This is a genomic window from Bacillus sp. AFS073361 (assembly GCF_002567005.1).
Taxonomy (GTDB): domain Bacteria; phylum Bacillota; class Bacilli; order Bacillales; family Cytobacillaceae; genus Neobacillus.
Genome location: NZ_NUZU01000019.1, coordinates 1 through 16,989, shown reverse-complemented (window position 1 = coordinate 16,989; position 16,989 = coordinate 1). Strand labels below are relative to the sequence as shown.

The 16,989-nt window shown below is 38.7% G+C and carries 13 protein-coding genes and 1 pseudogene; 2 read left to right on the top strand and 12 right to left on the bottom strand.

Annotation, left to right across the window (positions count from 1 at the left end; all coding sequences use genetic code 11):
- Window positions 1-10: 10 nt before the first annotated feature.
- The gene (locus COJ96_RS11250) at window positions 11-1,195 is read right to left on the bottom strand and encodes a M24 family metallopeptidase (protein WP_098573064.1); all 1,185 of its coding nucleotides are present in this window, start codon (window positions 1,193-1,195) and stop codon (window positions 11-13) included.
- A gap of 243 nt (window positions 1,196-1,438) precedes the next feature.
- On the opposite strand from COJ96_RS11250, the gene COJ96_RS11245 reads away from it, so the two are divergent.
- Window positions 1,439-2,614, top strand: coding sequence for a M24 family metallopeptidase (locus COJ96_RS11245; protein ID WP_098573062.1), 1,176 nt, complete (start codon window positions 1,439-1,441; stop codon window positions 2,612-2,614).
- Between the two features lie 71 nt (window positions 2,615-2,685).
- Here the strand turns inward: COJ96_RS11245 and eutB are convergent, their stop codons facing one another.
- The 6 genes from eutB to COJ96_RS11215 form a co-directional block, all read right to left on the bottom strand.
- A complete protein-coding gene (eutB, locus tag COJ96_RS11240; RefSeq protein WP_098573060.1) occupies window positions 2,686-3,693 on the bottom strand; it encodes a hydroxyectoine utilization dehydratase EutB in 1,008 nt (335 codons plus the stop codon).
- A gap of 147 nt (window positions 3,694-3,840) precedes the next feature.
- Window positions 3,841-5,004, bottom strand: a complete 1,164-nt coding sequence (locus COJ96_RS11235; RefSeq protein ID WP_257148487.1) for a M20 metallopeptidase family protein — start codon at window positions 5,002-5,004, stop codon at window positions 3,841-3,843.
- Window positions 5,005-5,085: 81 nt separating this feature from the next.
- Entirely contained in the window at window positions 5,086-6,069 is a 984-nt protein-coding gene (locus COJ96_RS11230) for an electron transfer flavoprotein subunit alpha/FixB family protein (RefSeq protein ID WP_098573058.1), read from the bottom strand.
- Window positions 6,070-6,079: 10 nt separating this feature from the next.
- Entirely contained in the window at window positions 6,080-6,850 is a 771-nt protein-coding gene (locus COJ96_RS11225; RefSeq protein WP_098573056.1) for an electron transfer flavoprotein subunit beta/FixA family protein, read from the bottom strand.
- A 36-nt stretch (window positions 6,851-6,886) separates the two neighbouring features.
- A complete protein-coding gene (locus COJ96_RS11220) occupies window positions 6,887-8,113 on the bottom strand; it encodes an NAD(P)/FAD-dependent oxidoreductase (RefSeq protein ID WP_098573054.1) in 1,227 nt (408 codons plus the stop codon).
- 211 nt (window positions 8,114-8,324) lie between these two features.
- Window positions 8,325-10,013 carry a PucR family transcriptional regulator gene (locus tag COJ96_RS11215; protein ID WP_098573052.1) on the bottom strand — a complete coding sequence of 563 codons (1,689 nt, stop codon included), beginning with the start codon at window positions 10,011-10,013 and terminating at the stop codon, window positions 8,325-8,327.
- 253 nt (window positions 10,014-10,266) lie between these two features.
- Between COJ96_RS11215 and ehuB the strand changes: the two genes are divergently transcribed.
- Window positions 10,267-11,151, top strand: coding sequence for an ectoine/hydroxyectoine ABC transporter substrate-binding protein EhuB (ehuB, locus tag COJ96_RS11210; RefSeq protein WP_098573050.1), 885 nt, complete (start codon window positions 10,267-10,269; stop codon window positions 11,149-11,151).
- Window positions 11,152-11,224: 73 nt separating this feature from the next.
- Here ehuB and ehuA read toward each other — a convergent pair whose 3' ends face one another.
- The 5 genes and pseudogenes from ehuA to COJ96_RS11185 form a co-directional block, all read right to left on the bottom strand.
- Window positions 11,225-12,040, bottom strand: a complete 816-nt coding sequence (gene ehuA / locus COJ96_RS11205) for an ectoine/hydroxyectoine ABC transporter ATP-binding protein EhuA (protein WP_098573048.1) — start codon at window positions 12,038-12,040, stop codon at window positions 11,225-11,227.
- On the bottom strand, window positions 12,040-12,744 hold the full coding sequence (ehuD, locus tag COJ96_RS11200; RefSeq protein WP_218936509.1) for an ectoine/hydroxyectoine ABC transporter permease subunit EhuD: 705 nt from the start codon (window positions 12,742-12,744) through the stop codon (window positions 12,040-12,042). Before ehuD ends, ehuA begins: the two co-directional genes overlap by 1 nt.
- A gap of 1 nt (window position 12,745) precedes the next feature.
- Window positions 12,746-13,405 (bottom strand): ectoine/hydroxyectoine ABC transporter permease subunit EhuC, encoded by a 660-nt coding sequence (gene ehuC / locus COJ96_RS11195; RefSeq protein WP_373561685.1) that lies wholly within the window; start codon window positions 13,403-13,405, stop codon window positions 12,746-12,748.
- Window positions 13,406-13,594: 189 nt separating this feature from the next.
- The gene (locus tag COJ96_RS11190; protein WP_098573046.1) at window positions 13,595-15,283 is read right to left on the bottom strand and encodes a PucR family transcriptional regulator; all 1,689 of its coding nucleotides are present in this window, start codon (window positions 15,281-15,283) and stop codon (window positions 13,595-13,597) included.
- Window positions 15,284-15,496: 213 nt separating this feature from the next.
- A pseudogene (locus COJ96_RS11185) lies at window positions 15,497-16,854 on the bottom strand (transposase).
- Window positions 16,855-16,989 lie beyond the last annotated feature (135 nt).

The window sequence follows — 16,989 nt, the reverse complement described above, 5'->3', positions numbered from 1 at the left end:
CTCCCCCACATTATTTCGTCATTTGATGCCCCTTTAGAGTCAAATCCCTGTTGACATTGGCAAATGTTTCGCACACGGTTTCGGTAACCCGGACCGACTCACTTACTTCAAAACCGTAATGGTCCAACCATAATCCTGGTATAAGGTGAAAAGTCATATTTGGCTGCAGGATTGTTTTATCACCTTTTCGAATACTCATGGTGTGTTCGCCCCAATCAGGTGGATAATTCAGTCCCATTGAATATCCAAGTCGTGAATCTTTCACAAATCCACTTTTTTCAATGGTTTTTCTCCATGTTTCTTCAATTTCTTCACATGCAATGCCCGGGCGAATCATCTCCAAGCAAGCATTTATGCCTTCCACGGCGACACTTGAAAGGGTTTTCATTTCTTCCTTTGGTGTACCGATCTGAACGGTCCTTGCGAGCGGTGAATGATATCTTTTGTAACAGCCCGCAATTTCCAAAATCACTGCATCGCCATTTTTATATCGTTCATCTGTCCAAGTTAAATGGGGTGTCGATGTTTTTTCTCCGGATGGCAGGAGTGGTACGATGGAAGGATAATCCCCGCCAAACTCTTCTGTTCCAGTGATTTGTGTATAAAATATCTTGGCTGCCACATCACATTCTCTTACGCCTTCTTCAATCAAATCGATCCCTGCCTGCATCGCTTTTTCTACAATTTTTGCTGCCCGCTTCATGTATTCAATTTCTGTATCCGACTTGATTAGCCGAACCCAGTTGACTAATAAAGAAGCATCTAAAAAGGTTGCATTCGGTAATCCCTTTGTGAGCTGTTGATAACATTTGGCTGTGAAATAATAGTTTTCCATTTCTACGCCAATCGAGCGCATTTCCTGGCCTAACTCTTTTAATCGATCGGCCACGAAATCCATAGGATGCAAGATGTCCGACTGAACATATTCATCTGGGTAAGGGATAATATTGTCGTGCGAGAGCCATGTTGTCACTTTTGCGCCATTGGCATCCTGACCCCGTCCAATCCATTTCGGTTCTTCTTCATCAATAATGAGGACAAGCATCTGGTGTACATAAAATGACCATCCATCATAGCCAGAAAGGTAATTTAAATTGGCTGGATCAGTAATTAGGAGGACATCAATTCCTTTTTGCATCATCCTTTCTTTTGTTTTACGGAGTCTTTCTTTATACTCAGTTGTTAAGAATGACATATCCTCATACACTCCTGTCTAACTTTAACTAAATCTTTTGAATATTTCATTTATCTGGGTTCATTATACGAAATACCAATTATGTTTTTCATCTGACAGATTGTATGAACGTTCTTGTTCGTTTCTAGTCAAATTTGTCAAAATGCACTTTTATCGCGATTTTATTCCAACAATCTGTAGGATGATTATTCCACTTTCTTTTCTGTATGATGATTAAAGAAGATGAAATGGAGGTAGACGAACATGTTGCCATTTGAAAAAACGGAATACCAGGAACGAGTAAGAAAAGTAAAGACAAGTATGGAAGAACAAGGAATCGAAGTATTATTATTAACTGATCCCTCAAACATGAACTATGTATCGGGATATGATGCGATGTCCTATTACGTACCACAGGGAGTAATCATTGCAACAGGCCTAGAGGAGCCAGTATGTTTCATCAGATTGCAAGATTTATATTGCGCATCCGAAACCACTTGGATGTGTGATGAAAATGTGATTTCCTATCCAGATAAATATTTGTGGGAACCAAAGGTCTTGCATGTAATGGATTTTATTGGAGGATTTTTAAAAGAAAAAGGGCTTCATAATAAAAAAATAGGACTCGAATTTGATGCCTATTATTTTAATGCACATTGGTATAACCGATTAGAGAAAGTTTTGCCAGATGCGACCTTGGTTGATGCGACAGCACTTGTAAACTGGGTAAGAGGACAAAAATCGGTAAAAGAATTGGAATACATGCAGATAGCAGCTAGAATAGTAGAAAAGACTATGTATAATGCAATCGAGAAAATTGGCGTGGGAGTAAGAGAATCCGAGGTTGCAGCTGGCGTATATAGTGACTTAGTGAAAGGAACGGGAGTGTATGGTGGGGAATATCCAGCACTGGCACCTGTTATGCCTGCAGGAGAAAGAACAGCAGGAGCCCACTTCTCATGGACCACAGAAGGAAAATATCAAGATAGTCAGTTAGTATATATGGAACTATCAGGAAGTTACAAACGATATCATGCACCGTTAACAAGGACCATCTTTATTGGGGAGCCTTCTGCGAGAGTGAGAGAAACGGCTAAAATTGTCGTTGAGGGATTAAATGTAGCCCTTTCTGCAGTAAAGCCGGGTGTAACATGTGAAGAGGTAGAAAAAGCTTGGCAAGCTACCATTAACAAATACGGTTTAGAAAAAGAATCTAGAATGGGCTATACGGTTGGCATAGGTTATCCACCAGTGTGGATGGAAAATTCAGCATTTTTTAAACCAGGTGATAAGACTGTCCTAAAGCCGAATATGACGTTCCACATGATGCCTGGGATGTGGTTGGATGGTTATGGTGTAGCAATCACCGAAACGATAAGGGTTAATGAAAGTGGCTGCGAAACCATTACAAGATTCCCAAGAGAGTTGTTTGTTAGGTAGATTCATTTTGATCCAACAAAAAACAGATACTTCCTAACCTATGTTTAGGGGTATCTGTTTTTATTTGTTACTTAGTTTTCAGATGTATATTTTTGAATGACCGAATGTAATACTGAAAGATCTACATTATGACCACTTATTATAACAGCCAGATCCCCTTCTTGTTGAGGAATTCTTTTTCCTAAAACAGCCGCAATTCCTGTCGCTGCTGCCCCTTCCATAATGATTCGGTGCTTATCCATCATATAAGCCATACTGAAGGCAATTTCTTCTTCAGGAATCAGTAAGACATCATCCATATATTGCTGGACCATGTTGAATGTGTATTGATTATCAAGTCCAATTCCACCTAGTAAACTATCAGCAAGTGTCTCGCTTTCCTCTAGAACGACTGGCTTGCCGGCCTTTAAGCTTTCATACATTACTGCAGATTTTTCCATAGAAACACCTGTTACCCGAAGATTCTTATCATTGGACTTTAAGGCCAAGCCAATTCCAGAGAGCAGCCCGCCGCCGGAAAGCGGCACAATCACATCTGTTAAATGAGGAAGATCCTCCAACAATTCCAATCCTATCGTTCCTTGTCCTGCGATAACATGGGGATCATCAAAGGGCTCTATCACTGTTAATCCCTTCTCCTTTTCCAATTGATAGCAGCGAACTCCTGCGTCGTCTTGGCTGTCGCCAACGATTTCAATTTGAGCACCCAGCCTTTTTAGTGAGTCTACTTTTGCCTTGGGCACCCGATTGGAAATACAGACAACCGCATCAATTCCAAGTTTCTTAGCTATATACGCTACAGCCATCCCATGATTTCCTGTTGAAAACGTGGCAACCCCGCGTTTTTTTTCTTCTTCACTCAAACTTAGTATTTTATTAGCCGCCCCTCTCACTTTAAAGGCTCCTACCTCATGAACATTTTCCAACTTTAAATAAACATTACGACCGATTTTTTCTGATAGAATCGAAGAATGGATGATTGGCGTTCTGTTAATAATCGGGCTTATTCGTTTTCTTGCTTCCCAAACATCACGAATGTCGATATCTTTGGATGTTTTTATTAGTTTAGTAAAAGTCATACAATCTCCCTCCTAGAACCTGAAATTATGTTTTTATATTATTGATACTAAATCCATCTATTTGGGATATCTATTGCCAAAACTGACAATAATCTAAAGATACTTTTCATACAGTTTTAACGATAGAAAGACCAGATTACTGACTAGCTAACCCAAATACTTCATTGCAAGTTGATAAAACCATTGCGCTGCTTTAGGTAACACACTTTCATCAATCTGAAATCGAGGATGATGATGGGGATACATTGGTTTATTGGGATCTCCTGCACCCACAAAACAAAAAGCACCTGGAACCTCCTTGAGATAATAGGCAAAATCTTCCCCTACCATTTTTGGTTTCATGATTCCTGTAAATTCCATTCCAAACAGATCCTTTGCAACCTCTAAACTAATCTCCACTTCTTTTTCGTGGTTGACTACAGATGGGTATCCACACTGATAATCTAGTTTAATAGATGCTCCATAGATTTTTGCCAGACCTTCTGTTAATTCTACTAGTTTCTGTTGAAGTGTATTCCGCACTTCAGGAGTAAAACTGCGCGTTGTTCCTTCTAATACAGCTTTATTTGCAATAATATTAAAAGCAGTTCCTGATTTTAATTCCCCAAATGTAATGACCCCAGACTCTAAAGGATCAATGCACCGACTGATTATTTGCTGGGACGCCATAACCAGGTGGGATGCTACAACAATCGAATCAATCGTCTTATGAGGCATCCCGCCATGACCCCCCTTACCTTCAATTTCAATCGTAAACCGGTCCGTTGCCGCCATCATTGGACCGTGGCACGTTCGAAAGGTTCCAGAAGGCAATTCCGACCAAATGTGTATGCCAAAGATGGCTTCCACACCATTTAAAACACCTGACTGAATCATCCCAAACGCCCCACCAGGATTCACTTCTTCTGCCGGCTGAAATATTAATCTCACAATCCCCTTTAATTTCTCTTTTTCAAAAGATAATAATTTAGCCGCTCCCATTAATATGGCGGTATGGCCGTCATGGCCGCAAGCATGCATCACTCCTGGAACCAATGAAGCAAAAGGCAAGTCCGTTTCCTCTTGAATCGGCAAGGCATCCATATCAGCCCGGAAGACAATCGTTGGCCCTTGTTCAACTCCTATTAAATCTGCAATAACCCCAAACCCATTCACATGTTCCTTGACGTGTAAACCGCAGCTTCTCAAATAGTCAGCGACTATTTTGGAAGTTCTTTGTTCATGAAACGAAAGTTCAGGATGCTTATGGAATTCCCGCCTATACTTGATGATTTCCTCCGCAACACTTTCATGTAATTCATTTATCCGCACGAATTCACCCCATCTAATAATAATGAGGGGGCTGACCATAAGTAAAAATGGCAGCCCCAATGCTTATCAATCTCTCAAAATTTAATTTGTAATCGCTTGCTTTTCAGCAATAATCTTCTTAAATTCTTCTGTTAATAATGGCAACACTTCAAACAAATCTCCGACAATCCCATAATCAGCTATCTGAAAAATATTCGCTTCTGGATCTTTGTTAATCGCAACAATGACCTGAGAGCTGGACATTCCTGCTAGATGCTGAATCGCACCAGATATACCGCAAGCAATATATAAATCGGGGGTAACCACTTTCCCTGTTTGGCCAATTTGCAAGGAATAATCACAATATTCTGCATCGCAAGCGGCACGAGATGCCCCAACTGCCCCACCGAGAACCCCCGCTAACTCTTGTAATGGTTTAAATCCTTCGGAACTTTTCACGCCCCGTCCACCGGATACAATCACCTTAGCTTCTGAAAGATCGACTTTACCAGAAGCTTTCTTCACCACTTCTTTAACCACTGTCCGTAAATCTTTGATCTCTACTAGCAAATTGATTGTTTCACTAATAGCTTGGTTTTCAATTGCTTGGATATTGTTTGGCCGAATCGTAGCCATAATGAGACCGTCAGTAACTACTTTCTTTTGAAACGCTTTTCCTGAATAAATCGGTCTAGTAAAAACAATTTCCTCGCCAGCTTCTACTTCAATACAGTCTGAAATAACTGCTGCATTTAATCGTGCTGCTACGCGAGGAAAAATGTCTTTACCGATCGACGTATGTCCTGTTAAGACCACTTTCGGCTTTACTTCATCAATAACATTTAACAAAGCCTGTTTGTAACCATCAGGGGAATAATTGTTTAATTCTTCATGGTCAACAATGAACACTTTCTGTGCTCCATATTTTGCAAGTTCTTGACAATATCTTTCTGCATCGCTTCCAAATACACAAGCGGTAACTTCATCACCCTTCGCGATTCGAGCAGCCACAGTTAATACTTCAAAAGAAACGTTTCTCATTTTTCCATTTTTAGCTTCTGCGAGTACAAGTACTTTCGTCATCATTTTTCCCCCTTTAAACAGCCTTAATATCACCATGTAGCAACAGAACTAACTCTTTTACTTGAGCTTGGATGTCACCTTTTAGAATTTGTCCCGCCTCTTTTTTCTTCGGTAAATAGTGGTCGATGATTCTCGATTTCGGCTGAAGATCATCCTCACTAATATCTAAATCCTCAATGTCCAGTCTTTCCAACGTTTTCTTTTTCGCCTTCATAATTCCCGGCAATGATGGATAACGCGGTTCATTCAAGCCTTGCTGAGCCGTAACTAATATTGGCAAAGCGGATTCAATGATTTCCAAATCTCCTTCCACGTCCCTTTCAACCTTAACGAAGCTGTCTTTAATCTCCAATTTCGTAATCGTGGCTACATGGGCAATTCCCAGTTCCTCCGCTATTCGAGGTCCTACTTGACTCGCACCATTGTCTACCGACATATTCCCGCCTAGAATAATATCAAAATCTCTTTCTTTGATGGCAGCCGCTAATATTTTTGCAACCCCCTGCTCGTCCAGTGACAAATCGTCCTCATTTTCTATCAGGACGGCATTGTCGGCGCCCATCGCAAGTGCTGTCCGTAAGGCACTTTCAGCCTCAGATCGTCCCAAAGTAATAACTGTTACCTCACCGCCATGCAAATCTTTTAACTTAACAGCCTCCTCCACCGCATATTCATCATATGGGTTAATAATTAACTGGGCATTGTCGTTAACCACTTCCCCATTTTCAATGATGATTTTTTCTTCTGTATCAAATGTTTGTTTCAAAATGACAACAATATTCATCCTCGTTTACCTCCTTTTTCCTAAGAAATTTTCATTTTAGACGTGGCTATTAACTGTTGTGGTATATGGATGATCAGGTAAAAGTAAATCATTTTCTTCGAAACGGGTTAATCGGAACGGAGCAAGATCAATGCCTTCTTGCTTACTTTTCCCTACCAATACTAGGTCCGCCGTCAATTTCCCCACGCTTGGTGCTATTTTGAATCCGTGACCGCTAAACCCTGTACAAAGGTAGGCACCAACAATTGGCGTTCGACTTATAAACGGAATTCCATCTGGTGTCACTTCATAGGCCGCAGAATAACTAGCTAACAACTTGGCTTGTTCGAGCGATGGAAAACAGCTTAAAAATTTCATAATTGCCTTCTCTATCGCTGCTTCCGTCGCATGCTTAGGGTATTGGTCTGCATCATAATCGGCTGGATCAATATATTGTGGATCCGCATGATCGGCATTCCCCAGCAGCAGGTGACCACTGCTTACTTCTGGTTTAATATACTGGTCATGCTTGAAATCTCCAAAAGAAGGAACCTTGCCCAATGAAGCACCTGGAGAAATATAAATGAGTTGTGCCCGCTGCCCTTTAACTGGTACATTCACACCCACATTTTTCATAATGTGGTGTGCTCCTACTCCAGCCGCTACAATGACATATGGAGTAAAGATTACCTGACCATCAATGGTCTCTACCCCTACAACCTTGCTGCCATCATCACTTGTCAACACCCTCTTCACACCGCAATGCTGCTTAATTGTAACTCCCAATGCCCTCGCAGCATCCGCAAAGGCTTGGTTGGTTAGAACCGGATCACCATAACCACCTTCAGGTTCATAGGCAAATGCACCGAATTGCTCCGTATCCAATTCGGGCCATATTTCCTTTTTGACTGCTTCCTTTGATACGATACTTGTATTCACGCCATTTTTCTTTTGCATTTCTACATTCTTATTCAATGTTTCAATATTTTCATGATCGACACCAAACATATACCCTACAGGCTGGTAGCCGACTTCATTTCCTAAAATCTCGTTTGCGTATTTAAAGGTTTCCAAACTTTGCACAGCCATTCGCGTTAATATGGGATAGCTGTAATGGCCGCGAAGCACACCGCTTGATTGGCCGGTGGCGCCTGATCCGATTGCATTTTTATCTAACACCACAATGTTTTTTACATTTCTCTTCGCAAGCTCATAGGCCGTGCTGCATCCCATTAACCCCGCGCCGATTATGACAACATCAGCTGTCTTTGGCAGATTGTTCATTCTGTATCCACACCTCTCATACATATTGTTCAGATTTTTTAGGAATATCCTAAATCTACTGAATTCATCTTAACTCTCCGTTCTGGGACACGTCATTAGACATTTTGTTGGAACTATTTTTATGAAATTACGACATTTTGAAGATTGGTATATTTTTGCCCATGCAAAAAGGACAGGCAAAAAAGCCTGTCCTTTAATTTATCTTCCTAACCTATTCTGCGGAAGCCTCGCCAAGCTTCCATAATTTAATGCTCAATTCTAATAGGAATCGATCTTCTGGGTCGAATAACGAAAGATTTGTGAGCGATTCAATTTTTTTCAATCGATAGAGTAAAGTATGCCGGTGTAGATGTAAATCCCTTGCCGTCTGACTTGTTTTCCCTTGATTTGCATTATAAACCATTGCTGTTTCCATTAAGTTTGCGTTTTTTTGTTCGTCGTAGCTTATAAGGGATTGGATCGTATGATTGACAATTTCACTCATTTCTTTATCATTCGCAATTCTTAATAACGCGCGTTCCACTCTTGTATCCTCATAGTTGGTACAACAACCTGCTCCGTCTTTCTTTCTACCAATATGTAAAGCTTTTTGAGCATCCAAAAAGCTCTCTGAAAACCTTCTCTCGCCCTCATGACATCTGCCCATTCCCCAAGATAAAATGACCCCGGGTAATAATTTATTTAAGCGGCGATTTAATAAATCAAGAAAGTTATGTACTTTATCAGATTTACTTGTTAACGACGTCTCTACAAATAAGATAATGTCATTTCGATGATCTGTCGTCATTACTTTTTGCTTTGCCATATTAGCTACTAGAAAAATTTCGTCCTGAATATAGTGAAGCATGCTTTCTTTCCATCGTTCGAAGGGTGAATCTGAATAATTTCGATAGTAAAGTTCCTGTAAGTTTTCAGGAGTCCCGATTAGACAAATATAGGGCAGTTCCAAAACATAACCAAGAGATTTGGCTTGTGAAATCTTTTGATCCCAGCTAGAAAGATCTCCCTTTGCTAGACTCCAGACAAAGTCCCCTCTTAGTTTCATTTTTGTTTCTTCAATTGCGTTTTCACGAAGAAACCACATCGCAAGGACTGTAGAGGCATGTTCTAGAACACTAACATTTTGAATGGAAAGAAAGGACTCTACTTTTGTTTCATCTTTAATTTCAATATTTAGATACCCTTGAAACCGATTCGTCGACTGGATCGGGATTTGTAAAATAACGCTATTCAGAAGATTAATTCTTTCGATTCTAGTAAGCAGTGGATGTTGACTATTCTTTAATGATATTCGCGAGACAACTTCTTTGGTAGCCGTATGATGATTCCATTTTTCGATCAAATCATTAGCATTCATACTTTTCCCTTTGATGTCATTGGCTTTATCAACAACAATGATGGACTTACCTATTTTTTCTGCCACAAAATCGGCGATCTTTGATAGATTTTGATTATTCAGGATCATATTTAGAAGCGTTTGTTGGATGTTTTCAACCAGCTGCATCTCTTGGTTTTGCTCTCTATTAATCTTATTCATAATGCAATGAGAAATTTCAGCAAAGCGAATTTCCCAAGGGATTTCAATAATAGGAAACTCCTTGTCTTCTGCAAACTTAATCACGCTTTTGGGGATATCCTTAATATACTTACCCTTGGCAATTGCAAGGGCCGATGCACCTGATTCATACACACTTTCTACAAATTGATGAAAAACTTCCATGTTATTTCCTGATCCTGCACCTGTATTCAGGACAAACTCATTTTTACGAATATAATTTTCTACGGGAATATCCATAATCGAAACCCATTCGACTGGCTGTTTTGACAACTTGTTTTTTGCTGTTCTTACTTTGGCTCCACTTAATATATCTAGTTCTAGAACATCCTGTATTGTCAGCACTTGACTTAAAACCTCCAGAAAAATTATTTTTCAACATTAGTAAATGCAAATTATGAAGGTATCAAAAGTACATCGATATTTTAAAATTTTACATTATTAAGAATTTAACATCAATACAATTAATAGTTTACTCCTTCAAATTGTAGAAAAAACGTCTAACTATTTCGACATTTTGGTAATAGTCAATAGCTAGTGTAAAAGCTAAACTTAGATTAAGTTTCGGAAAAATCAGAAAAGTAGAAGGAGGAAAAAAATGAAAAAATTACTATCTATTCTAGGCCTGCTCATGTTGCTAGGTTTGACTGCATGTCAAGGAAGCGATTCAGTTTCAAAAGAAACAAATGGATCATCAGAGTCAACTTTAGAAAAGGTAAAAAGTAAAGGAGTTGTTACGATCGGATTTGCGAATGAGAAACCTTATGCTTATCAAGACAGCAATGGAAAAATAACTGGGGAGGCAGTTGAAGTGGCCCGTGCAGTGTTAATAAATTTAGGAGTTAAAGAGGTTAATGGTGTCCTTACAGAATTTGGATCATTAATTCCTGGCCTCAAAGCCAAGCGATTTGATATGATTACAGCCGGAATGTTTATTAAACCCGATCGTTGTGAACAAGTGAGCTTCGCAGAGCCAGAATACACAATTGGGGCTGCCTTAGGAGTTAAAGCAAAAAATCCACTTGGGCTAACAAGCTACGAAGATATTAAAGCAAATCCTGATGCAAAAGTTGGAGTCATGGCTGGAGCGATTGAACATGATTATTTAAAGAGTTCAGGAATTCCAGACAAACAAATCACTATTATTCCAGATATTCCTTCAGCTGTACAAGCTCTTCTTGCGAAACGAGTAGATGCCATTACGATGACCGGTCCTTCATTGGAAGCAATGTTAGAAAGTGCTGGAAGTAATGAAATTGATAGAGTAAAAGATTTTAAACAACCAATTATTGATGGGAAACCAACTCAAGGTTTTGGAGCATCTGCTTTCCGTTTAGATGATACTGAATTCCGAGATGCCTTTAATGCTGAGTTGCAAAAGTTAAAGGATTCTGGAGAATTACTAAAAATTATTAGTCCGTTTGGATTCTCTGAAAATGAACTACCTGGTGATATGAAAACAGAGCAAATTTGTAAATCATAATAATAGAATTAGCCAAATAAAAAGATCCCCTTAGGCCGATGAATGATCGGAACTAAGGGGATCTTTTTGACTGCTATCTCATTCTTTTCAAGAAGGCCTGAAGACGCTCACTTTTCGGATTCTCAAATACCTCTTTTGGCGGCCCTTGTTCGACGATTTTCCCTCCATCTGTAAAGACGATTCGATCAGCGACATCTTTTGCAAAATCCATTTCATGGGTTACTAATATCATCGCCATTTCACCCTCAGCAGCAATTTCTCGAATAACATCAAGTACCTCACCTACTAGTTCTGGGTCAAGAGCTGACGTTGGTTCATCAAACAGCATGACCTTTGGACGCATCACGAGTGCACGCGCAATGGCCACACGCTGCTGTTGTCCACCCGATAATTGTGCAGGATAGCTATCTAATTTGTTCCCTAACCCTACCTTTTCTAACATGGCCTTAGCACGTTCCTCAGCGTCTTTACGGCTCATTCCGAGCACTTTTACCGGTGCCTCAATACAGTTTCGCAAAACTGTCATATGTGGAAAAAGATTAAATTGCTGAAAGACCATTCCAATTTGTCCCCGCATTTTATGTAAGTGCTTCTCATCTGCTTTTACGAGCTTCCCCTTTGCCTCTTTATGCCAGAGAGGCTCACCGTTAATTTCAATAACTCCTGAGGTTGGTTCCTCTAAAGTCATTAATAGCCTGATTAAGGTTGTTTTGCCTGATCCACTTGGCCCAATAATCGCCACTTTTTCACCTGGAGATACTTCAAAATCTAACTCCCGAATTACTTTAATATCACCAAATGATTTACTTACCTGCTTATATGAAACTAGTGGAACTCCTGTGTTAATTGCTAATTCCTCTACAAATTCTAGTTTTTTAGCTGCCAGCATTATGCCGCCACTCCCTTATGTTTAGAATTTTTTTCTTTTTTCACTACCATTCTTCGATTCAATTTCACTTCTAATCTATTAATGAGTAATGCAGATGGATAGCTTAGTAGTAAGAACAGTAAACCTACAATCGTGAATGGTTCCAAATATCGAAATGACCCAGAACCTGCAATTTTTGCCGTTTGCAGCATTTCAACCACTGTGATTGCTGATAATATTGGAGTATCTTTAAACATAGATATTAGATAATTACCTAACATTGGTATGATCGGTGGAATGGCTTGCGGAAGGATAACCCTCGTCCATTTCTGGCTGCTAGTGAAATTAAGGGCCGTTGCTGCCTCCCATTGTCCACGCGGAACAGAATTAATTCCAGAACGATAAATCTCCGCACAATACGTGCTGTAATGAACACCTAAGGCAAGTGTTCCAGCAACAAAAGGGGATAAAGATATGCCAAAAAACGGTAACACATAGAATACAAAGAATAATTGTACTAGTGGCGGGGTTGCCCGAATAAATTCACTTACCCCAATCACTAGCCATGTGAGCGGTTTAAATGACGAACGGCGGAGGACAGCTAATCCTAATCCAAGGATCATAGCCAATCCAAACGCAACAATAGTGGCTGACAATGTTGTCCACATGGCTTTAAATATAACTGGAAATACCTCCATTGCATAATTCCAATCCCAAATATTCATTTTAAACACCTCCTACAGAAGTTCTATGTTCTAACCAACGGGCTATTATAATAAGAGGCAGGGCAATGACAAAGTAAATAATGAGTAACGATGTGAAGATTTCTGTTGTTTGTCCAATATTAGTATTCCTTATTGTTAAGGCTTGATAGGTTAGATCACCGAGAGTTATTAATGAGACAAGTGAAGTTCCCTTCACTAATTCAATCGAGATATTCCCAAAACCAGGAAGCATGATTTTTAAACTTTGAGGAAGTATAATATTCCTCATTCTTTGAAAAGGTGTCATATTCAAAGCGATCGCAGCTTCCGTCTGACCTTTTGGAATAGAAAGAATGGCCCCGCGAACAATCTCTGATGCATACGCCCCGTAGCATAAGGACATAGCAATCACACCTGCCGCTAGTGCGGATAATTCTATTCCGAAGAAAGGGAGCACAAAGTATATCCAGAACAATTGGACAAGCAGTGATGTTCCCCGGAATATTTCAATGTAAAACGTACTAATTCCTCTTATCATTTTAAATTTAGATAACTTTCCAAGTCCCGCAAGAAATGCAATTAAGTAAGTAAAAATCATAGACAATAGAAGGACTTGCACGGTAACCTTTGCTCCATTTAATAAAGATGGTAATAGTTCAACATACGTATTAATAGCGGTCACTTCCTTTCAATATTACTAAATTATTTGAATTTTTAAAACATTAGAGTGTTAGTTATATTTTAGATAAACACTATCTATTGAACAATGACAATTTTGTATGAATTTATTTAATAAATTTATCCAGTTTAAACAATAACGAATCTATGGACATCAAAAAAGCCAACTATGATAGTTGGCTTTTTTGATGTATTAACATCCCATTTTCCATGTTTTTATGCTTAAATCTAATAAAAACAAATCATCAGGATCGACAAGTGAAAGACCCGTTAATTCTTCAATCTTCCGTAAACGGTAGAGTAAAGATTGTCTATGTAAAAATAATGCTCTAGCGGTTTGGCTTACATTCCCTTGATATTGGTTATAGGTGCTAATCGTTTCTATTAAGTCAAGATTCCGCTGTATATTATATTCTACTAGAGGCTCGATGGTGGACATAATGATTTCTTTCATATCAGGATTTTGAAAAAGATTTAACAGGAGACGGTCGACACGGGTATTTTCATACATAACCCGATGACCAATCCCTTTTTTATTCCTGCCGATATTTAAGGCAATTTTCGCATTTTGATAACTTTCTTTAAAACCGGAAATGTCCTCATTATAATTACCAATCCCCCAAGAAATAACGACGTTGGGCAGCAAATTCTTCATTCGACGATCTACAAGATCTAAAAAGTTCGTAATACTTTCATTCTTATTATCTAGTGAAATTTCAAGAAAAACCAACAGTTTCTCCTCATAATAGGTAATCATTACTTCTTTATTTAATGCTTGTGCCGCATAGAATATTTCTTCTTTTATGTAATGGATCATGCTATCAGCCCATTGTTGATAAGCAGCTTTGGCTAATTTCCTTTTTTTAAAAATTTCTTTTAAATTTTCTGGAGCTCCAATTATGCATAGATATGGGAGTTTCAAATTATAGCCAATAATTTCAGCCCTTGAATTTGCTTGCTCCCAGGAATTAAATTCTCCATTAATTAGCTCGTTAATAAAAGAAGCATGGAGTTTTATTTTTGTTTCTTCTACTGCATTTTTCCTTGAGAACCATAGAGCTATTGTTGTCGCAGCATGCTCGAGGACATTGACCGTATTTTGTGTTAAAAAACAATCCAAATTTATATCAGACGACAATATGACAAACAGATAATTTTGTGTATTTTCTGAAACTTGAATAACAGGCAGTTGTACAATGCAATGCTCTTCTATATTAATCAATTGAATTTTCTGAATCATAGGGTCATGTGAAGATAAGGACACCGTCTTCAGAGCAGGGATGATTCCTTTAACAACATACCTCTTCCAGTTTTCCAATAAATTCGGTATCTCTTTACTTTGGGCATGAATGGTACCAGTTTGATCTGTGATAATGACAGGAAATCCTAGGTGCTCATGTAAATAGGTTGATATACATGCAAGGTCTGCCTCTTTTAAAATTAAATTTAAAAGATCCTGCTGAACTTTTTCTGATTTCCGATTTTCTTCGTTAGAGACATGATTTAACCTCAACATGACCGCTTCAATTAGACTCGAAAAACGGACTTCCCATGGTATTTCAATAATTATAAAATTATTCTTTTCGGCCATTTCAATGACTTCTCTCGGGATTTCATAAATATGCCGTCCTAATGCAACAGCTAGTGCGGATGCTTCGGAATCCATGATATCTTTAACAAATTTTTCAAATTCCTCAAGATTATGGCCACAACCTATCGCTGTAGTTAAAACAAATTCATTCTTTCGGACAAAGTTCTCAACCGGCATTTCGATAGCAGATACCCATTTAACATCGGTTTTGTTAATAAGTTTTGCTCCAGATAACACTTTAGCGTCTTTCATAATTTCTAATTGTAAAATATCGAATATTTGTAAACTCACCGAATCCCTCCTGGATGATGTTCTCAATCTCTAGTAACTATTCCTCATTACATCGTTGGATTTATCTGAGGGACAATGGATTGTTTATCGAAAAAACTATTTCAAAATAATCTTATATATATATTAAGAATAGTTTTATACTTGAGTTAATTTCATAATTGTTTTTTTGAATTATTAGGCTGACCGAATTATCAAATGCAATTTTTTATAAAATTAGGCAGCCAATTTCATTTCTCTCATTTGCTTGTTGATTCGATCTACAGCCAGTTTTGTTGCGTTGTACACAAGAGTAATTAAATCAAAATGAACTTTTGCCTTTTTGCCAGTTCGGTATCGAACATTTTTTAATTGGAAGAACTCTTTTAAATAAGCATTCACTCGTTCAACCGCAGTTCTTTGTTTATAAAGTTTTTTCCAAGCTTCAGAACCTCGTCCTGGAGCTGAATATCTTCGAATATCGGTATCAATCTTCACCTTATAGACCTTCTGGCATAGAGAGTCATTGGATAGCGGGCAGGTTTCACATCTTTTGGTCTTACGTACTTCAATGAGCGATTTTTTTCATCATAACTATCGTATCGATAAGAATGTTCTCTCACGCATGTCGGGGCAAAATGCTCATCAAAGCCAATCATTTCTCCTTCATTGCGCTTATTATAGGCGATGATTCCGTAAGCTTTCATATTTAGAAGCTGTTGATAGATTGGCAAATAGTCATAACCAGCGTCCATAAGACCGAAACGAATGTGTAGCGCAGGAAGCCTTTCCTGGATCCCTTTAAGGAGAGGAATGGCTGCTTTTCCATCGTTCAAACTAGCAGAAGTCATCATGGATTGTAAGATATACTGGCTGCTTGTTCCCACTGCTAGATGTGCCTTGAAACCGAACCAAAAGGTATTTTTACCTTCACTATTTTTCTTAATGCCCCAATTGGGCTCCAACGGAGCCTCGGTTCGTAAAGTCTCTAAGCTAATGGGCAATTGAGCTTCTATTGTCTTTTCGTAAATTGATTTTTGATTTTCTCTTTCTTGTACTTCTAATTTAAAGGCTTCTTGTTCAGCCTTTGGTTTGCGTCCACGCTTTTTTGGTTCTTGCTTTGGCTTCTTTTCTTGTGGAGTGGAACGGTCTCTAGACTCAAAATGAGTCGCATCGATGGCCACAGACTCATCACAAACAAACCCTTCTTGAATAGCTTGAAGGAGTAATGAATCCTGAACCAATTCAAAGGCAGTTGAATCACTTAATTTAGAAGTAAGACGAGAAAAGGAGGCTTCAGACGGAATTCGATCCGAAAATAGAAAACCACAATCCAAACGAAACATAAAATCCTGAGTCAGACGTTTAATCAAATCTTTAATTGTTGGTATTCTTTCCAGAATACGAGCTACAAGTGCATAAATCATAGCAGGATAATTGAGTTCTGTTGGTGCACCGTAAACAGACTTTTTATTAACTGCAAATAATAATGGTTCAAGGTGAAGAGTAGAAAAAACTGCTTCAAAACGTTTAGAAGGTTCTAATTCATAAAAATCCTGCATGTCAAACAGGCTTCCTTGTCGTATAATAGACATGGGAGACAACCTCTTTTCTATTCATGTAATGTTTGTTTGGTCACTTACATTATACAAGAATTTGGGGAGGTACTCCTTTTTTCATGCCTTGAAACGCTTGAGAGACAAGGGATTGGAAATATGAAATTCATTCAC